This is a genomic window from Citrobacter sp. wls706 (genome assembly GCF_005281305.1).
Classification (GTDB): Bacteria; Pseudomonadota; Gammaproteobacteria; order Enterobacterales; family Enterobacteriaceae; genus Citrobacter; species Citrobacter werkmanii.
Genome location: NZ_SZXG01000042.1, coordinates 14003 through 31273, shown reverse-complemented (window position 1 = coordinate 31273; position 17271 = coordinate 14003). Strand labels below are relative to the sequence as shown.

Genomic DNA, 17271 nt, shown 5'->3' with positions numbered 1-17271 from the left:
ATTTTTTGCCGGATGGCGGCTGCGCCTTATCCGGCCTACAAAAGTGCGATCCAGGTAGGCCCGATCAGCGCAGCGCCATCGGGCACAACAAAAAATCAGTTCTGCAATACGGACGACACCAGCAGCTGGGTATACGGATGATGCGGGTCGTCGAGCACGCGGTCGGTTAACCCACTTTCCACCACCTGACCCTGTTTCATCACCAGCAAACGGTCCGCCAGCAGACGCGCCACGCCCAGATCGTGGGTGACAATCACCACCGCCAGATCCAGTTCCACCACCAGGCCGCGCAGCAGATCCAGCAGTTTGGCCTGTACCGATACGTCCAGCCCGCCGGTGGGTTCATCCATAAACACTAGCTTTGGGTGGGTGACGAGGTTGCGGGCGATCTGCAGGCGTTGCTGCATCCCGCCGGAGAAGGTGGTCGGCAGGTCGTCGATACGTGAGGCAGGGATCTCCACCTCCTCCAGCCAACGCTGTGCGGTGGCACGGATGTCGCCATAGTGGCGCGCGCCGGTGGCCATCAGGCGTTCGCCGATATTGCCGCCTGCGGAAACCTGACGGCGCAGGCCATCCAGCGGATGCTGATGCACCACGCCCCACTCGGTGCGCAGCAGACGGCGGCGGTCGGCCTCGTTCATACCGTACAACGAACGGTTCTGATACAAAATGTCACCGTTCTGCGGCGTCAGCCGTGAAGAGATTGATTTCAGCAGGGTGGTTTTGCCGGAACCGGACTCGCCGACGATACCCAGCACTTCGCCAGGCCACAGGTCAAACGAGACGTCGCTGAAGCCTTTGCCCGGCGCGTAGAGGTGAGTCAGGTTGTTGACTGAAAGCAGCGGTTGCGTCATTTGCTGAGAGCCTCGCTCTGTTGGCGGCAGTAGTCGGTGTCGGAGCAGACAAACATGCGTTTGCCGGTGTCATCGAGCACTACTTCATCGAGATAGCTGTGGGTAGAGCCGCAGATGGCGCAAGGCTCATCCCAGCTCTGCACGGTAAACGGGTGATCGTCGAAATCGAGGCTCTCCACGCGGGTATAAGGAGGAACGGCATAGATGCGCTTTTCGCGACCAGCGCCAAACAGTTGCAGGGCCGGCATCATGTCCATCTTCGGATTATCGAATTTCGGGATGGGCGACGGGTCCATGACGTAGCGGTTATTGACCTTCACCGGATAGGCGTAGGTAGTGGCGATATGGCCGAAGCGGGCAATATCTTCATACAGTTTCACCTGCATGATGCCGTACTCTTCCAGCGCGTGCATGGTGCGGGTTTCCGTTTCGCGCGGTTCAATAAAGCGCAGCGGCTCAGGGATTGGCACCTGGAAGATGATTATCTGATCTTCCACCAAGGGGGTTTCCGGGATGCGATGGCGGGTCTGGATCAGCGTGGCGTCTTCGGTACACTCCGTCGTCACCACGCCCGTCACGCATTTGAAGAAGTTGCGGATCGACACCGCGTTGGTGGTGTCGTCCGCGCCCTGGTCAATCACCTTCAGCACGTCCGGTTCGCCAATCACGCTGGCGGTAAGTTGAATGCCGCCTGTGCCCCAGCCGTAGGGCATCGGCATTTCGCGTCCGCCGAACGGCACCTGATAGCCGGGGATGGCTACCGCTTTTAAAATGGCGCGGCGGATCATGCGTTTGGTCTGTTCATCAAGATACGCAAAGTTGTAGCCGGAGAGGTTAGCGGTCACGGGCGGCCTCCTGTTGCAGGCGTTTGAGCAGTTCCAGTTCGGCCTGGAAATCGACGTAATGGGGGAGCTTGAGGTGCGATACAAAACCCGCCGCCTCGACGTTATCCGCATGCGCCAGCACGAACTCTTCGTCCTGCGCCGGTCCTGTGACCGTTTCATCGTATTCGGCTGCCTGTAGGGCGCGGTCCACCAGCGCCATCGCCATTGCTTTACGTTCGCTCATGCCGAACACCAGCCCGTAGCCGCGGGTAAAATGGGGAGATTCGTTCTCTGGCGCGACAAAGCCGTTGACCATTTCACACTCAGTCATCAGCAGTTCGCCGACGTTTACCGCGAATCCCAGCTCTTCCGGTACGGTTTCCAGTGCTACGTAACCGCTGCGGATCTCGGCGGCAAACGGGTGGTTGCGTCCGTAACCGCGCTGGGTGGAGTAGGCCAACGCCAGCAGATAGCCTTCGTCGCCGCGCATCAGCTGTTGCAGACGTGAAGCACGTGAGCACGGGTAAACCGGCGGCGTGCGGGTGATGTCGTCGGGTGCGTCGCCGTTGTCTTCTTCGCGTTTTGCCAGCCCCTGCTTTGCCAGCAGGGAAAAGACGTGCGGGGAGGCATCCTGCGTGCTATCCGCGCAGCGCAGCGGCGGCGTTTCACCATTGGCCAGCAGGGTAAAATCCAGCAGGCGATGGGTGTAGTCGTAGGTAGGACCTAACAACTGCCCGCCGGGGATGTCCTTGTAGACCGCCGAGATTCGGCGCTCAAGGCGCATTTCTGCACTGTTAAGCGGCTCGCTGACCGCCACTTTTGCCAGCGTCGTGCGGTAGGCACGCAGCAAAAAGATGGCTTCGACGTTATCGCCGCTGGCCTGCTTTAGCGCCAGCGCCGCCAGTTCACGGTCGGCGATGCCGCCTTCGGTCATCACCCGGTCGACAGCCAGGTTCATCTGCTGTTCGATTTGTGCGACGCTCAGTTCGGCAATGGTCTCCTCGCCCCGGCGTCGGTTTTCCTGTAGGGCGTGGGCGTTGGCTATCGCCTTTTCGCCCCCTTTGACGGCGACGTACATCAGCACACCTCCACATGAGTCGTTCGCGGAATAGCCAGCAGGCGTTCGCCGCAGGTGAGGATCAGATCGACTCCCAGCGGGAACGGATGCGGGCGTTCGGTGAGTTCGTGAATCAGGCATTCCGGCAGCTGCGGCGCGATCATGCGTTCCTCGGCGATACCGGCGCCGGTCAGACGCAGCATGCGTCCGCCGCTTAAGCCAGAGACCTGAACAATCAGCGTGGCGCTGGTCTCTGGCGCGACGGCGGAACCGGCGGAGAGGGCGTTTAGCTGTTCGCTGCTAATGTGTTCGTCGGCGACGGCAAATGCCGCCAGCTGCGGCTGATCCACCAGCGGCGCGTTGGTATGAAAACGCAGATTCTGCCGGGCAATATCGTTATCCATCGACGGCGCCAGCCAGACCGGCGTGTCGCCATCAACCAGAGTCAGCAGCACGCTGGTGGTTGCCAGACCCAGCGGCTGCCAGCCGTGTTTCAGTTGATGCAGGGCGACGATCACGCCCGGCTCGCTCATGGCCTTCAACAGGCGACGAAAGCTCTGCTGCGCATCCTGAACGGGTAAATTAAAAGCGGTTTGTAAGGTCATGCGTTATCTCCGCGTACCAGCGTGAAGAAGTCGACCCGGCTGGCGTTGATTTCGGCACGGCGTGCGCTAATCAGCGCATCGCGTTCCGCTTCCAGCGGGGCAATCAAGGTTTCCATTAAGCTTTGGAAATGCGTTTGTTCCTGCAGCAGTGCGTCAATTACCGCGCACTGCTCGGCATGGTGTTTGTTACGTCCCAGCAGGTAGCTGTAACCCAGCGTGCCGCTCTTCAGGCGCACCACCGCGCGGGTGAGCGTGGTGTCGCCAGCAAAGAAGCGATTGCCGGTGCCGCCCATGCGGGCCTGGATTTGCAGCAGTCCGCATTCCGGTGCGCGGATAAGTTCATAGTCCGGCGTCAGTTTGAGCGCGTTGATGCGGGCACTCAGGGCATCGGCATTGCTATAAGCCAGCGCGCGCATCCAGCGCTGGCGGGTGGCGGTATCGAAATGCATTCAGTGCTCCATAGTGAATTCGATCATGTCGGCGCGGGTCAGGCTGACGGAGTATTCCGCTGCCTGCTTTTCGCCTTCACGGTGGTTCAGGGTGCGCACGCACAGCAGCGGCGCCATATTGGGGATTTCCAACACCTTGCTCTCTTTGGCCTGGGCCCGGCGGGCGCTGATGCGCGTTTGCGTGCGCAGGAGTGTCAGACCGGACTCTTCGCGTAAGTAGTCATGCAGCGAACCGCTGTTAAAGCCCTGCATAAGCGGCCACAGCGTGAGGTCGGAAAAATAGTGGTCGATTTGGCACAAGGCGATGCCGTTGACCCGGCGCAGAGTACGCAGGTGAATAACGTTGTCGCCTTCATTAATGCTGAGCGCGTCGGCAATATGGCTGGAGGCCGGGCGCAGCACCGCCAGCAGTTTTTCACTGGTGGGGTGGCTACCCTGGTCCAGCAGGTTCTGACTAAAACGCGCCTGGGCATTGAGCGGGTAATCAAACGGGCGCATCAGCACCAGCACGCCGACGCCCTGGCGACGTTGAACCCAACCACGCTCAACCAACTGGTCAATAGCGCGGCGTAGGGTATGGCGATTCACCTCGTAGCGTGCGGCAAGCTGCTGCTCGGCGGGGAGATAGTCCCCACAGCGATAATGTTGACGAAGCTCCTGCTCAAGTCTTGCGGCAATTTCCTGATAACGCGTTGGATAACTGGTCGGATGTGTAGACAAGTGCATAGCAATCAATGCCTCGCTAATCAGATAAAGTGCTTACGCAAACGCTGGGAAAGGAAATCCAGTAGACTGACGGTGACGATGATTAACACCATCAGGGCGCAGGTTTGCTGGAACTGGAAGCCGCGAATCGCCTCCCATAAGGTCACGCCGATACCGCCCGCGCCCACCATGCCGACCACCGTGGCCGAGCGAACGTTGGACTCAAAACGGTACAGCGAGTAGGAGATCAGCAACGGCATCACCTGCGGCAAAACGCCGTAGAGGATCTCTTCAATTTTGTTGGCCCCGGTGGCGCGAATGCCTTCTACCGGACCTGGCTCAATGGCTTCTACCGCTTCGGAAAGCAGTTTGGAGAGCACCCCGGTAGTGTGGATAAACAGCGCCATCACCCCGGCGAATGGACCTAAGCCGACGGCGACCACGAACAGCATCGCGAAGACCATTTCGTTGATGGCGCGGCAGGCGTCCATCGCTCTGCGCATCGGCTGGTAAATCCACCATGGCACGAGGTTATCGGCGCACATCAGGCCGAAGGGGATCGACAGTACAACGGCGAGGGCGGTCCCCCAGACGGCGATTTGCAGGGTGACGGCCATTTCACCGAGATAGTCCTGCCACTGGCTGAAGTCCGGCGGGAAGAAGTCGGCGGCGAAGGTCGCCATATTGCCAGAATCCTGGATCAGCGTGAGCGGCGCCATTTCGGCACCTTTCCACGAGACCACCAGCACGGCGAGAAGAATGGCCCAGCTCAGCAGCGAGAACCAGCTACGTTTGGGCGGGGCGACGGTGATGGTTTGCATGTTTAGCTCCGTTGGTACGTGTGTTTGCGTTGTAGGCCGGATGGCGCTGTGCTTATCCGGCCTACAAATCACTGCACAGCTTTAGTGACGCTGGTCATAGCACCCAGTGCGGCGGTCAGACGGTCAAGGTCGTCGAGCTGCGCTTTCAGCACCGAGGTTTTGCTGGCTTTCTCTTCCTCGTTCAGCCCTTTGTTGTCCTTCACGCCCTGCATCTCTTTAAACAGCGCCAGTTGACGAATCGGCACCAGTTGCAGGTCGCTGGAGGCACGGAACGGCGCCCAGCCCAGACGCTCCAGTACGGTTTTCTGCTCCGGCGTTTTGCCGTAATTCATAAAGAAGTCGTACACCTTGTCCTTGGTGGTTTCGGAGAGGTTTTTACGCCAGACGATCGGATCGCCCGGGATCAGCGGTGACTTCCAGATCACCTTCAGCTCTTTCAGTTTTTCCGGTGCGGAAGTTTTCAGTTTGTCGAGGTTTTCGGTGTTGTTGGTGGCGACATCGACCTGCTTGTTGGCGACGGCCAGCGCATTGGTTTCGTGTCCGGCGTTAACGGTGCGTTTGAAGTCGCTGGCGGAGATGTTGTTTTTGGCGAAGACGTAGTAGCCGGGGACGAGGAAGCCTGACGTGGAGTTGGGATCGCCGTTGCCGAAGGTCAGATCCTTACGTTTGGCGATCAGATCGTTCAGGTTGTTGATCGGACTGTCTTTGTTAACGATCAACACGCTCCAGTAACCCGGGGATCCGTCGGCGGCGACGGTCTGGGCAAACACTTGTCCGTTAGCGCGATCCACCGCTTCCATTGCCGAGAGGTTGCCGTACCAGGCGATATCGACTTTGTTAAAGCGCATTCCCTGGATGATCCCGGCGTAGTCCGGGGCGAAGAAGGCGTTCACCTTCACGCCCAGTGACTTTTCCATGTCCTTCAGGAACGGTTCCCACTGCGGCTTCAGGTTTTGCTGTGATTCGGTCGAAATAATGCCGAAGTTCAGCGCTTTTTCCTGCTCTTCGGCATGGGCCGGGCTGAGCAGGGTGCTGAGACTAAACATGCTGGTGAAAGCCAGCGCGGCAATTGTTCTATAACTCATTTCCATTCCTCATTGTGGGGATGTCAGGCAGCCTGCGCGTTCTGTTCGACGCGGTTCATGCTGCGGTAGAGATGGTCAAAACGATCGTTATCAAAATGCTGGCTGCTGCCATCAAAGAAGACGTTGCCCTGGCGCAGCGCGACGATGCGTTCGCAATAGCGCAGGGCGTAATCCACCTGGTGCAGCGTGACGACCACGGTGATGCCGTCGGTCTGGTTAATGTCGCGCAGGGTATCCATTACGATGCGTGCGGATTCCGGGTCCAGCGAGGCAATTGGCTCATCGGCCAGGATCACTTTGGCCTGCTGCATCAGCGCCCGGGCGATAGCGACGCGTTGCTGTTGCCCGCCCGAAAGCGTAGAAACGCGCTGATACGCAAAGTGCGCCATGCCAACGCGGGTCAGCGCCTGGAGCGCGCGTTGTTTCTGCTCCTGACTGAACCAGCTAAAACAGGTGCGCCAGAATGGCGTGCTGCCGAGAGCGCCAATCAGCACGTTCTCCAGCACCGTCAGACGGTTCACCAGATTGAACTGCTGGAAGATGTAGCCGGTGTGGGCGCGGCTTTGGCGGATATCGCGCGCCAGCCGACCTTCGTGTTGAACGGTGCGACCCAGCAGCTCGACGTGGCTACCGGGCGATTTATCACCTGTGATCAAACCGCTTAAATGACGTAAAAGGGTGGATTTGCCGGAGCCAGACGGCCCAAGCAGAGCCACCATCTCACCGGAACAGATGCTTAGATCAACCGCATTGAGCGCCTGATGCTGGTTGAAAGATTTGGAGAGTTTCTCGACGCGGATAATCGTTTGCATGATGCGGCCTCCCTAAAAAAGTGGCCCCATCGTGGCGGATCAATGTGACGCTTTCGTTAAGGGATCGTTACTTGACGATGAAGAGTTGAGCGATTTTTAATGACAGTACGGGAGGGCAAGCCTCCCGTCGGATTACTCGGTAGGTTGCTGCTGTTTGACGACGTTGATCATCCACGGCACGCCATACTGGTCGCTCACTTTACCAAAACCGTGGGCCCAGAAGGTTTCCTGCCAGTCCATTTCGATTTTTCCGTTTGCCGCGAGGTTATCAAACCAGCGCTTTCCTTCGTCGACATTTTGCGTGTCGAGCACCAGCGTGAAGCCAGAGTAGTGGGCATTTCCATCGGGGGCGCTATCGCTCATCATGATGTCGCTGCCCGCAACGCGTAGGTTGGCGTGGGCGATGGCGGTATCGGGGAATTTCATTCCTGAAGGGCAACCTTCTTCACTGTCCTGCGCCGATTTGGGCATTTCACCGAAGTTGATTTTGTAGAGCAGCTCGGCGCCTAATGTTTGTTGGTAGTAGGCGATGGCGTCTGCGCAGTTGCCTGCAAATGAGATATAGGGACTTAACGGCATGATCTTTACCTCAGGTAAAAGAAACCAGTTAAGTGTAGTTAGCGTCTGCACAAATAAACCAGGCGGGAAGTATGAGCTTCCCGCCTGGCAGATGAGCTGGCGCAGGCCTGATTAGCGCAGCGCCATCAGGCAATTTGCATCAGTTCTTTTTCACAAACTCTGATTTCAGTTTCATTGGGCCAAAGCCATCGATTTTGCAATCGATGTTGTGGTCGCCTTCCACCAGACGAATGTTTTTTACTTTGGTACCGATCTTCAGCATTGAAGAGCTACCTTTTACCTTCAGGTCTTTCACTACGGTAACGCTGTCGCCGTCGGCCAGCAGGTTGCCGTTAGCATCTTTAACGATGAGCTCGTCGCTGTCCTGAGCCGGTTCAGCATCGTTCCATTCGTGAGCGCATTCCGGGCAGATGAACATGCCGTTATCTTCGTAAGTGTATTCGGAGTTGCATTGTGGGCAGTGTGGTAATGACATGTCGATTTCCTCAAAAGTCAGCAGGGGCAAATGCGCCCAAAAAATGGCAGATTGCCGAAAAAGGCCGCAATTATACATAAAATCCCTGCTTTTGTCGGGACTACTGCGCGATAAAGCAAAATGATCTGCTGTAAAGATCCTTTGCTTTCACATCAATGAAGTATGGCGCAATATTTTTTAAGGGAAATTGCTACCCCAGGTTATTTAAGATAAGGTGAGGCGAAATAACTGATATTCATAGGTAACACCGCTTACGGGTGTCTACGTCCTGATGATTGAATATCTCCTGCCCCCTTAATTTTAGTAGGGGAATTCAGCGGGGATTTTATAAAACTGAACTACGCTGTTTATCTTTCTTACTTATTACATAAGTGAGAGGCATCAGGCCAGCGGTTATATGCCAAATTTATTTTAATAATATCAATTGGTTGTTTCGATTTTAATTATTTCTACACGTAATTATAAAAGCCGAAAATCTATAAATAAAACGATTAGGCTAAATAAAAGCAATGCCATTTGCGTTAAGGAAAAATTTTCCATGCACACACAGACAATATATGAATTAAGTCAGGAAGCTGAACGCTTGCTGATGCTCTCTCTTGAACATCTCCGGCAATTACAAAAATTGCCCATCACGTCGTTGGATGATGTCGCGCTGCAACATGGGGAGCATAGCAGACAGGTTGTTCAGCCCCTGCATTTCAGCGTGCGTGGCATGGATGTCCAGCAAGCAACGCTCAATAATGAACTGCGCAAGATTACGCGTCTGGAAATGGTGCTGGCCATCGTTGGCACTATGAAAGCGGGAAAATCGACGACGATTAACGCGATTGTCGGCACAGAAGTTTTACCTAATCGCAATCGCCCGATGACCGCGTTACCGACGCTTATTCGCCATACGCCGGGGCAGAAAGAGCCGGTGTTGCATTTTTCACATGTCGCGCCGATCGACGCCTTAATGAAGGTTTTACAGCAGCGTATGCGGGCATGCGATCGCCAGCGTCTTACGCAGACGCTGGAAATTGATAAGGATATGAACGTCCTGCTGCAGCATATTGAAAACGGCGTGGCATTTGAACGGTATTATCTTGGCGCCCAGCCTATTTTCCATTGTCTTAAAAGCCTGAATGACCTGGTGCGTTTGTCAAAAGCGCTGGAGGCTGATTTTCCTTTTGCCGCCTATGCCGCGATTGAGCATATTCCGGTTATCGAGGTCGAATTTGTCCATTTGGCCGGACAGGCAAGCTATCCGGGGCAATTAACGCTGCTGGATACGCCGGGGCCAAACGAGGCCGGGCAACCGCACTTACAAAAAATGCTGAATGAACAGCTGGCGCGGGCTTCTGCGGTCCTGGCGGTGATGGATTACACCCAACTGAAGTCGATTTCCGATGAAGAAGTCCGGCGGTCGATTATGGCGGTCGGGAAATCAGTGCCGCTGTACGCGCTGGTCAACAAATTCGATCAGAAAGACCGCAACAGTGATGATGAAGAGCAGGTGCGGGCCTTGATATCTGGCACGCTAATGCAAGGCGGAATCACCCCTGAGCGGATCTATCCGGTTTCTTCGATGTGGGGCTATCTGGCGAACAGAGCGCGTCATGAGCTAACCACCCGTGGGCGGTTGCCGGATCATCAGGTGCAACGCTGGGTACAGGATTTTGCCGAAGCGGCGCTTGGCAGACGCTGGCGTACCACCGATCTTGAGGATACGGAGCATATCCGTCATGCCGCCGATTTACTGTGGGAAGATTCGCTGTTTGAGCAGCCGATCCAGAAAGTGATTCATGCCGCTCACGCCAATGCCTCGCTATATGCGCTACGTTCCGCGTCGCATAAGTTATTAAACTATGCGCAAAGCGCGCACGAATATCTGGAGTTTCGCGCCCATGGATTAACGGTGGCCTATGAAAAACTGCGGCTGAACATTACGCATATTGAAGAGGATATGCAGCAGTTACAGGTGAGCCAGGGGCGAGTGAGCGATGAAGTTAACCATGAGGTAGAACTGGCGTTGGCGTCTGCCGCGGCCTATCTCAATGAGCAACAGACTGAGATTCTGTGTGGCATCAATACGTTTTTTGTCAAAGAAAACGTCCTGATGATGTCACCGCACGGTCAGGGAGCAGGCGCTATAACGGCTGAAATGGCGGGTGAAATGCTGGTGCTGCATGATGAAGGGCAGGCAAAAATTGTCTTAGATAAAATGCGCTCGTCCTGTGAAGGGGTATTGCTGGCAGCGCAGGAGAGTATTAGCCGGGATTTAGCGCTACGTTTTGAGCAGCTTGAGTCGACCCTGTCCCGGGCTCTCAATGACGCTATGCACCCCATTGAATTGCGGGTGAAAGAGGAGCTGAATCACGCCGGATTTCGTGCGCGGATCCGTTTTCCTGCGTTTCATGCGGCGATGTTTAACTTCAATACCCGCCAGTTGTTCAATGAGGCCATTGAGCAGGATATTCCGGCGGAAAATGCGTCGACTACTGGCGGTGTGGTGCGTGACACTTTCTCCCGTTGGCTGAACCAACCCAACTGGGGGTGGAATGATTACGTCGAAACAAAAACGCGTTATCTCATTGATATGGGCGCGCTGCACAAGAGTCTTGTGCATTACGTTACCCAGTTTTGCCAACAAATTCGTAAAGCTTTAGTTGCTCAGGTCGATATTTCCGTTACGGCAGGCATGGCCACGTTTTTTGCTGATTTTTCACTGTGTCTGGCGCAATTACAGGCGAGCCTGCGTGAGAGCCTGACTCTGCGCCAGCAAAATGAGTCTGCGGTGAATGCGTTGAATGAACAATTGCAGCATCGCATTACGATGGCGGCATGGCTTTATGAAGATTCCCGCTTGCTGCGCGACGATATCAACACCCTTTTTGCAACTGAGCACACATGACTAACGTGTTACTGGAAGGCCCCGGGCGGACGCTGGAGTGTGTCTACCCGAAGTTTATGGTCGATCTGGTTCAGGGAGATGAAACCAAACGTTCCGGCGGTTTTCTGCAACAGCAGCAGCGGCTGCGTGCGCGCCTGACGCAGGAGGTGCTATCCCAGACGCAACTCCGAGCGTGGGTGATGGCGGGAGTGTCCAGCGAGCACCTGGTGATGCGTCTGAAGCTGGTGGAGAAGCTGGCGGGCATGATCGATCCGGGCCACCTGGCGCTGGTGCGCATTGCCGAACGGCTACTGTTTTTGCAACAGACCGAACATCCGCGGGGGCTGTCCACCCCCGGTCTCATACAGCAGATAAATTCGCTTACGGACTGGTTCACTCAACGCGGCGCGTATAAAGAGAAGGCGTTGACGCAACGTGGCCTGACGGTTCAGGCGGGCGAACACAGCGAGCAAATTTTTACCCGTTGGCGGGCTGGGGCGTATGACGGTTGGTCGTTACCCGGTCGCTGCTTTGTTGCGCTGGAAGAACTACGCTGGGGAGCGTTCGGTGACGCCTGCCGGTTAGCGAATGCCGATGTGGTCTCAATGCTTAAAGACAACCTGCGCATCATGGCTGCGCAGACGCTGGCAGACAGCGTAAATGCGGCGCCCGCTACGCGTCATTATTATCATCATTGGCTCAGCGCGCCGACGGTCGGCGGCTCGGGCGAGCACAACGATATGTTGAGTTGGTTAGGCGACTGGTGTGATGCGCAGCGCCATCCGGTGAGCTGGTCTGTGACGCAGCGTTGGCAAAATGTGGCGTTGGGAATGCCGCGATTATGTTCGGCAAAACGTCTGGTTGATGCGATGGTTGAGGAGATTTTTGCACCGCCCCCACTCATCAATTGAGCAGGGACGGTCAGTAAGGCTAAGGCAGAGTTAGTGGTGCAGAGTGTCTGCCGGGGTTGCCGCCGTCTCGTTGGCGACCAGGTTTTTATTAAAGCGTTTGGCATACAGCGCGGTGATAATCGGCACCAAAATGGCGGTGACAATCACGCTGGCAGCAACCAGCGCCGTGGCGGAGGCGGCAACCGGTTCAAATGCCGGGTTAATCTGGGCGATAATCACCGGGTTTGCCACCGCAGCGCCTGCCGCAGAAGAGGCTGCCACACCTGCCGTACCGTTCCCGCCACCGATAACGCGGTCAGCAATAATCAGCGGGATACCGGTGATAACGATTACCGCGACGCCCAGCAGAATACCCAACAGACCGGTATCAACGATGACGCTCAGGTTAATGGTATTGCCCAGCGCAAAGCCGAAGAACGGGATTAGTACCGGCGTGGCTTTGCTGAAGAAAGAACGTAGATCGTGATCCAGGTTACCCAGCGTAAAGCCAATCAGGAACGGTAATACCGCGCCGATAAAATGGTGTGGCTCGAAGGAGGCCAGGCCCGCTGAACCAAGGATCACCATCGTCATCAACGGACCGGATTCCAGAGACATTAATACAAATGCGCCGGACTCTTCTTTCGTTCCGTACTGGTTCATCAGGCTGGCGTACAGACCACCGTTGGTCATATCCATCGCAGAAACAATTGCCAGCACCGAAAGTCCCGCAAAGAACCCGGTTTGAATTCCGGTATCAGGAATAAATGACGCGGCTATCATTGCCACTACCCACGCCACGGCTATTTTGGTGATGACCAACGTACCGGACTTACGTAATACTGTACCGGTTGCCCGTAAATCAATAGATGCGCCAATACAAAAAAACCACACCGCCAGGATAGGCACCGTTCCGCTGATCATGCCTTTGGTAAACGATCCGAAATACGCGCCAGTATCGGGAGCCAAGGTATTTAACACTGCGCCTAATAACAGGGGAATCAACATCATTCCGCCGGGGATGCGTTCAATCGTGGCTTTAATTTTCATAAACGTCCTCATATCTTGTCGCAGGCACTATATGCGCAAGGAGTTAAAAATTAATAAAATCAAATGGTTACTAAAATTTCTTAACAAAGGTAATCGCTATCTCTTTGTTTTATAGAATCTAACGCGGCATACGTTGAGCGTGTTACTGCTCCCAGGGATATTGCGTCTGGAATTAGTTTGCATTCATGGGAACATTGATTCAATCAAAATAAAACGATGTTTTAGTTATCTTCATCACATATTCCGCGCAAAAGTTCTCAAGCGCTCTGATTATTAAAAAAGCTGTGATCTTTTTGTGAAGTGATTAGGTGGTTTTTTTGCTAGCAGAATAATAGTGACCGCTGTGATTGTTGGTGCAATAAAGCGATTTATTCTTGTATTTAATTGTCAGTAAATCGCAAGCATGACATGTAAAAAAGTTGACTCAGAATGACCTTATTTACGCAGGTTGACGAAATGAAATACCATGTGTGAAGTTGATCACAAATTTAAACACTGTTAGGGTAAAGAGGTCATTAACCGCCCAATCAGGCGTCAACAGGTTCGGTTGTACTGCTCGTTTCCAGCCAGTGTAAGTAAACCTGCTACGCTTGTTACAGGGATTGCGTCTGTGCATTCCCCGCTCGGCGATGACCTTAGCGCATGTTGCGTTAGGAGCGTCGAACTGTGCGCGACAGGGCTAAGTCTAAGAGGACTGGTATGCTAAAAAGGAAAAAAATAAAACCCATTACGCTGCGCGACGTCACCATCATTGATGACGGAAAGTTGCGAAAAGCCATTACCGCGGCGTCGTTAGGTAATGCGATGGAGTGGTTCGATTTTGGTGTTTATGGGTTTGTTGCTTACGCATTAGGTAAAGTGTTCTTCCCGGGGGCTGACCCCAGCGTGCAGATGGTTGCCGCGCTCGCCACCTTCTCTGTTCCCTTTCTGATTCGACCGCTTGGCGGATTGTTCTTCGGTATGCTCGGCGATAAATACGGTCGTCAGAAGATCCTCGCTATCACCATTGTGATTATGTCGATCAGTACCTTCTGTATCGGTCTTATTCCCTCGTATGCCTCGATTGGTATCTGGGCGCCGATTCTGCTGCTTGTATGTAAGATGGCACAGGGATTCTCGGTCGGCGGAGAGTACACCGGGGCGTCGATTTTTGTCGCGGAATATTCGCCTGACCGTAAGCGTGGATTTATGGGGAGCTGGCTGGACTTCGGCTCGATCGCCGGGTTTGTGTTGGGCGCGGGCGTGGTGGTTCTGATTTCAACCATTGTCGGCGAGGAAAATTTCCTTGAGTGGGGCTGGCGTATTCCGTTCTTCCTGGCGCTGCCGTTAGGGCTGATTGGTCTGTACCTGCGTCATGCGCTGGAAGAGACGCCGGCGTTCCAGCAGCACGTTGATAAACTGGAACAGGGCGACCGTGAGGGTCTGCAGGAAGGTCCGAAGGTTTCCTTTAAAGAGATTGCTACCAAACACTGGCGCAGCCTGTTGGCATGTATCGGCCTGGTGATTGCCACCAACGTTACCTATTACATGCTGCTCACCTATATGCCGAGCTACCTGTCGCATAACCTGCATTACTCTGAAGATCACGGCGTGCTGATTATTATCGCCATTATGATTGGTATGTTGTTTGTGCAGCCGGTGATGGGTCTGCTCAGCGACCGCTTCGGTCGTCGCCCGTTTGTGATTATGGGCAGTATTGCGCTATTTGTGCTGGCCATTCCGGCATTTATTCTGATTAACAGTAATGTCATCGGCCTGATTTTTGCCGGGCTGCTGATGCTGGCGGTGATCCTCAACTGCTTTACCGGGGTGATGGCTTCAACGTTACCGGCGATGTTCCCGACGCATATTCGTTATAGCGCGTTGGCGGCGGCGTTTAATATCTCGGTCCTGGTTGCGGGTCTGACGCCAACCCTGGCTGCCTGGCTGGTGGAAAGTTCGCAGAATCTGATGATGCCTGCTTATTACCTGATGGTGATTGCGGTGGTTGGTTTAATTACCGGTATCACCATGAAAGAGACCGCGAATAAGCCACTGAAAGGAGCGACGCCTGCCGCTTCGGATATTCAGGAAGCGAAAGAGATCCTCGGTGAGCACTACGATAACATCGAGCATAAAATCGAAGATATTGATCAGGAAATTGCGGAATTGCAGCTTAAGCGTTCGCGCCTGGTGCAGCAGCATCCGCGTATTGATGAGTAATCAGCTCTCAGGCCTACAGGTAGCGTTGTACTCAGTAGGCCGGATAAGGCGTCAACTGCCGTCCGGCGCATTATGGTGATCTATCACAGCGACTTAAGGTTGGCTTAATATCTTTCAGGCAAACTCTCCTTCATAGTTTCGGAGGAGAGTGTCATGAAAACCCGCATTTATGAAAGTTTGACTGCCCTGTGTAGCGTACTGATCGTCAGCAGCTTTTTGTACGTATGGGTGAGTTCTTACTGAGCTTTCGCTAATTCCACCCATGCGCGAGTGCCGCTCGTTCCCTGACGATTCTGCAAATAGAAATGCCCGTGATGTAGCTGGGTGATCCGACTGACAATGCTCAGCCCCAGCCCAATTCCGCCAAAACGGCTGTCCATCCGCACAAACGCTTTGCTTAACTCCCCGCATTTACTTTCATCAATGCCTGGACCTTCATCTTCGACGGCCATGACGGCGTCATGCTCGGTATTCAGGCCGATCGTAATAGTAGTGCCTTCCGGGCTGTAACGGTGCGCGTTCTCTACCAGATTGCGCAGCAGCATGCGTAATAGCGTTGCGTCGCCACGTACGACAACGTCCGCCGCGCTTTGCGGGAGGAGCAGCGTCTGCTGGCGCTGGTCCAGCATGGTGCTGAGTTCGTCATAGGAAGGCAGAATCACGTCCTCCAGCAGTTTGACATGTTGGTAGCTTCCGGCCGAAAACGACTGCCCGACGCGGGCGAGTTGCAACAGTTGCGACACGCTGTCCATCATTTGGTCAAGGCGCGCAATTAACGGCGAAACATCGACTTTATGGGTTTTGGATAATAATTCCAGATGCAGGCGAACGCCTGACAGCGGTGTGCGCAGTTCGTGGGCGACATCGGCGGTAAATAAGCGTTCGTTTTCGATAGTGGTGGTCAGCCGCGTCACCAGCTCGTTGAGCGCTGAGACGACCGCCTGTATCTCAACGGTTGAACTGTGAATTTCAATGGGGGCCAGGTTATCGGCTGCCCGCGCTTCTAACTCTTTTTGCAGATCGGCAAGGGGACGGGTAATACGTCGCACCGCCTGGTAGCAAATCAGCAGCGTCAGGCTGACCATAAAGATGCCGGGGACGATCAGGCTGGCGATAGCCTCGCGGATCTCATGCATGATGTGGCGATCGTTGTTACGGTTATCGCGCAGCGCCTGTTCGAATAACTGTATTTGCTCGGTACTTTCGTGCCACAACCAGAAGGTGCTAATGAGCTGAAAGACCAGCAGAATTAGACCGATCGTCAGTATTAACCGTTGGCGAAGAGGGAGAGGTCGTTTTAGATATTGCAGCAGCTTCACTTAGCTTTCCTCAGTGGCGACCAGCATATAGCCAAATCCCCTGACCGTGCGGATACGTGATTTCCCCACTTTATCGCGCAGATTATGGATGTGGACTTCCAGCGTATTGGTCGACGGTTCGTTATCCCAACTGTAGATGTCGTTATACAGAATTTCCCGGTGAACCGGACTGCCTGCCTTGAGCATCAGACGCGACAGGAGCGCGTATTCTTTCGGCGTTAAGATAATCTCTTGCCCGTCCATCCACACCTGGCGACGACCGATATTCAGCGTCAGGTTACTGACAATTAATTCGCTTTCACCCTGATTGTTATGACGACGCAGCAGCGCCCGGATGCGGGCGTGCAGTTCTTCCAGCGCGAACGGTTTGACCAGATAGTCATCGGCGCCCACGTCCAGCCCGCTGACCCGGTCTTTTACCGTATCGCGGGCGGTGAGGATAAGCACCGGTACGGTGTATTTTTTCTGCCTGATCCTGTTCAGGAAGTGCAGACCGTCTTCATCCGGTAAACCCAGATCCAGAACCACCAGACTGTAATGTCCGGTCTCCAGACATTGCTCCGCTGCCCGGGCCGTTGATACACCGTCGCAGGCATAGCCTTCCGTTTGCGCGGCGAGTATCAGTCCCTGTAATAACAACGTATCGTCTTCAACAATCAGAATTTTCAT

At 54.6% G+C, this 17271-nt stretch carries 18 protein-coding genes; 4 read left to right on the top strand and 14 right to left on the bottom strand.

The window, feature by feature from the left end; all coding sequences use genetic code 11:
• Positions 1 to 95: 95 nt before the first annotated feature.
• From phnK to FDW92_RS22395, 11 genes are all read right to left on the bottom strand, one after another.
• Positions 96 to 854 (bottom strand): phosphonate C-P lyase system protein PhnK, encoded by a 759-nt coding sequence (phnK, locus tag FDW92_RS22445; RefSeq protein WP_042312925.1) that lies wholly within the window; start codon positions 852 to 854, stop codon positions 96 to 98.
• Positions 851 to 1642 carry an alpha-D-ribose 1-methylphosphonate 5-phosphate C-P-lyase PhnJ gene (gene phnJ / locus FDW92_RS22440; protein WP_249357216.1) on the bottom strand — a complete coding sequence of 264 codons (792 nt, stop codon included), beginning with the start codon at positions 1640 to 1642 and terminating at the stop codon, positions 851 to 853. Before phnJ ends, phnK begins: the two co-directional genes overlap by 4 nt.
• Before the next feature lie 46 nt (positions 1643 to 1688).
• Positions 1689 to 2756: a carbon-phosphorus lyase complex subunit PhnI gene (locus FDW92_RS22435; RefSeq protein WP_042312922.1), complete on the bottom strand. Its 1068-nt coding sequence runs from the start codon at positions 2754 to 2756 to the stop codon at positions 1689 to 1691.
• The gene (gene phnH / locus FDW92_RS22430; RefSeq protein ID WP_042312920.1) at positions 2756 to 3340 is read right to left on the bottom strand and encodes a phosphonate C-P lyase system protein PhnH; all 585 of its coding nucleotides are present in this window, start codon (positions 3338 to 3340) and stop codon (positions 2756 to 2758) included. Before phnH ends, FDW92_RS22435 begins: the two co-directional genes overlap by 1 nt.
• On the bottom strand, positions 3337 to 3789 hold the full coding sequence (phnG, locus tag FDW92_RS22425; RefSeq protein WP_042312918.1) for a phosphonate C-P lyase system protein PhnG: 453 nt from the start codon (positions 3787 to 3789) through the stop codon (positions 3337 to 3339). The genes phnH and phnG overlap by 4 nt, the downstream gene beginning before the upstream one ends.
• The gene (gene phnF / locus FDW92_RS22420) at positions 3790 to 4515 is read right to left on the bottom strand and encodes a phosphonate metabolism transcriptional regulator PhnF (RefSeq protein WP_042312915.1); all 726 of its coding nucleotides are present in this window, start codon (positions 4513 to 4515) and stop codon (positions 3790 to 3792) included.
• A gap of 20 nt (positions 4516 to 4535) precedes the next feature.
• Entirely contained in the window at positions 4536 to 5315 is a 780-nt protein-coding gene (gene phnE / locus FDW92_RS22415; RefSeq protein ID WP_038636402.1) for a phosphonate ABC transporter, permease protein PhnE, read from the bottom strand.
• Between the two features lie 68 nt (positions 5316 to 5383).
• Positions 5384 to 6400, bottom strand: a complete 1017-nt coding sequence (gene phnD, locus FDW92_RS22410; RefSeq protein WP_042312913.1) for a phosphonate ABC transporter substrate-binding protein — start codon at positions 6398 to 6400, stop codon at positions 5384 to 5386.
• Positions 6401 to 6423: 23 nt separating this feature from the next.
• Complete coding sequence (phnC, locus tag FDW92_RS22405) at positions 6424 to 7212, bottom strand: phosphonate ABC transporter ATP-binding protein (RefSeq protein WP_038636408.1); 789 nt, start codon at positions 7210 to 7212, stop codon at positions 6424 to 6426.
• 132 nt (positions 7213 to 7344) lie between these two features.
• A complete protein-coding gene (gene yjdN, locus FDW92_RS22400) occupies positions 7345 to 7791 on the bottom strand; it encodes a VOC family metalloprotein YjdN (protein WP_042312911.1) in 447 nt (148 codons plus the stop codon).
• 139 nt (positions 7792 to 7930) lie between these two features.
• Positions 7931 to 8266: a zinc ribbon domain-containing protein YjdM gene (locus FDW92_RS22395; protein ID WP_003031835.1), complete on the bottom strand. Its 336-nt coding sequence runs from the start codon at positions 8264 to 8266 to the stop codon at positions 7931 to 7933.
• A 538-nt stretch (positions 8267 to 8804) separates the two neighbouring features.
• On the opposite strand from FDW92_RS22395, the gene crfC reads away from it, so the two are divergent.
• Both crfC and FDW92_RS22385 read left to right on the top strand, forming a co-directional pair.
• Positions 8805 to 11162: a clamp-binding protein CrfC gene (gene crfC, locus FDW92_RS22390; RefSeq protein ID WP_042312908.1), complete on the top strand. Its 2358-nt coding sequence runs from the start codon at positions 8805 to 8807 to the stop codon at positions 11160 to 11162.
• Positions 11159 to 12052, top strand: a complete 894-nt coding sequence (locus FDW92_RS22385; protein ID WP_042312906.1) for a diguanylate cyclase regulator RdcB family protein — start codon at positions 11159 to 11161, stop codon at positions 12050 to 12052. The genes crfC and FDW92_RS22385 overlap by 4 nt, the downstream gene beginning before the upstream one ends.
• A gap of 30 nt (positions 12053 to 12082) precedes the next feature.
• On the opposite strand, the gene kdgT is transcribed toward FDW92_RS22385, so the two are convergent.
• Positions 12083 to 13081, bottom strand: coding sequence for a 2-keto-3-deoxygluconate transporter (gene kdgT / locus FDW92_RS22380; protein WP_042312904.1), 999 nt, complete (start codon positions 13079 to 13081; stop codon positions 12083 to 12085).
• A gap of 699 nt (positions 13082 to 13780) precedes the next feature.
• Here kdgT and proP point away from each other — a divergent pair.
• Entirely contained in the window at positions 13781 to 15283 is a 1503-nt protein-coding gene (gene proP / locus FDW92_RS22375) for a glycine betaine/L-proline transporter ProP (RefSeq protein WP_042312901.1), read from the top strand.
• 153 nt (positions 15284 to 15436) lie between these two features.
• Positions 15437 to 15526, top strand: a complete 90-nt coding sequence (pmrR, locus tag FDW92_RS22370) for an LpxT activity modulator PmrR (RefSeq protein WP_038636421.1) — start codon at positions 15437 to 15439, stop codon at positions 15524 to 15526.
• Here the strand turns inward: pmrR and pmrB are convergent.
• The gene (gene pmrB, locus FDW92_RS22365) at positions 15520 to 16602 is read right to left on the bottom strand and encodes a two-component system sensor histidine kinase PmrB (protein ID WP_038636424.1); all 1083 of its coding nucleotides are present in this window, start codon (positions 16600 to 16602) and stop codon (positions 15520 to 15522) included. The two genes, pmrR and pmrB, sit on opposite strands and share 7 nt — an antisense overlap.
• Positions 16603 to 17271 carry a two-component system response regulator PmrA gene (gene pmrA / locus FDW92_RS22360; protein ID WP_038636427.1) on the bottom strand — a complete coding sequence of 223 codons (669 nt, stop codon included), beginning with the start codon at positions 17269 to 17271 and terminating at the stop codon, positions 16603 to 16605.

Bases quoted from the DNA above. Each gene is read 5' to 3' on its own strand.
- phnK (WP_042312925.1), bottom strand. From the start codon at position 854: ATGACGCAACCGCTGCTTTCAGTCAACAACCTGACTCACCTCTACGCG.
- phnJ (WP_249357216.1), bottom strand. From the start codon at position 1,642: ATGATCCGCCGCGCCATTTTAAAAGCGGTAGCCATCCCCGGCTATCAG.
- FDW92_RS22435 (WP_042312922.1), bottom strand. From the start codon at position 2,756: ATGTACGTCGCCGTCAAAGGGGGCGAAAAGGCGATAGCCAACGCCCAC.
- phnH (WP_042312920.1), bottom strand. From the start codon at position 3,340: ATGACCTTACAAACCGCTTTTAATTTACCCGTTCAGGATGCGCAGCAG.
- phnG (WP_042312918.1), bottom strand. From the start codon at position 3,789: ATGCATTTCGATACCGCCACCCGCCAGCGCTGGATGCGCGCGCTGGCT.
- phnF (WP_042312915.1), bottom strand. From the start codon at position 4,515: ATGCACTTGTCTACACATCCGACCAGTTATCCAACGCGTTATCAGGAA.
- phnE (WP_038636402.1), bottom strand. From the start codon at position 5,315: ATGCAAACCATCACCGTCGCCCCGCCCAAACGTAGCTGGTTCTCGCTG.
- phnD (WP_042312913.1), bottom strand. From the start codon at position 6,400: ATGAGTTATAGAACAATTGCCGCGCTGGCTTTCACCAGCATGTTTAGT.
- phnC (WP_038636408.1), bottom strand. From the start codon at position 7,212: ATGCAAACGATTATCCGCGTCGAGAAACTCTCCAAATCTTTCAACCAG.
- yjdN (WP_042312911.1), bottom strand. From the start codon at position 7,791: ATGCCGTTAAGTCCCTATATCTCATTTGCAGGCAACTGCGCAGACGCC.
- FDW92_RS22395 (WP_003031835.1), bottom strand. From the start codon at position 8,266: ATGTCATTACCACACTGCCCACAATGCAACTCCGAATACACTTACGAA.
- crfC (WP_042312908.1), top strand. From the start codon at position 8,805: ATGCACACACAGACAATATATGAATTAAGTCAGGAAGCTGAACGCTTG.
- FDW92_RS22385 (WP_042312906.1), top strand. From the start codon at position 11,159: ATGACTAACGTGTTACTGGAAGGCCCCGGGCGGACGCTGGAGTGTGTC.
- kdgT (WP_042312904.1), bottom strand. From the start codon at position 13,081: ATGAAAATTAAAGCCACGATTGAACGCATCCCCGGCGGAATGATGTTG.
- proP (WP_042312901.1), top strand. From the start codon at position 13,781: ATGCTAAAAAGGAAAAAAATAAAACCCATTACGCTGCGCGACGTCACC.
- pmrR (WP_038636421.1), top strand. From the start codon at position 15,437: ATGAAAACCCGCATTTATGAAAGTTTGACTGCCCTGTGTAGCGTACTG.
- pmrA (WP_038636427.1), bottom strand. From the start codon at position 17,271: ATGAAAATTCTGATTGTTGAAGACGATACGTTGTTATTACAGGGACTG.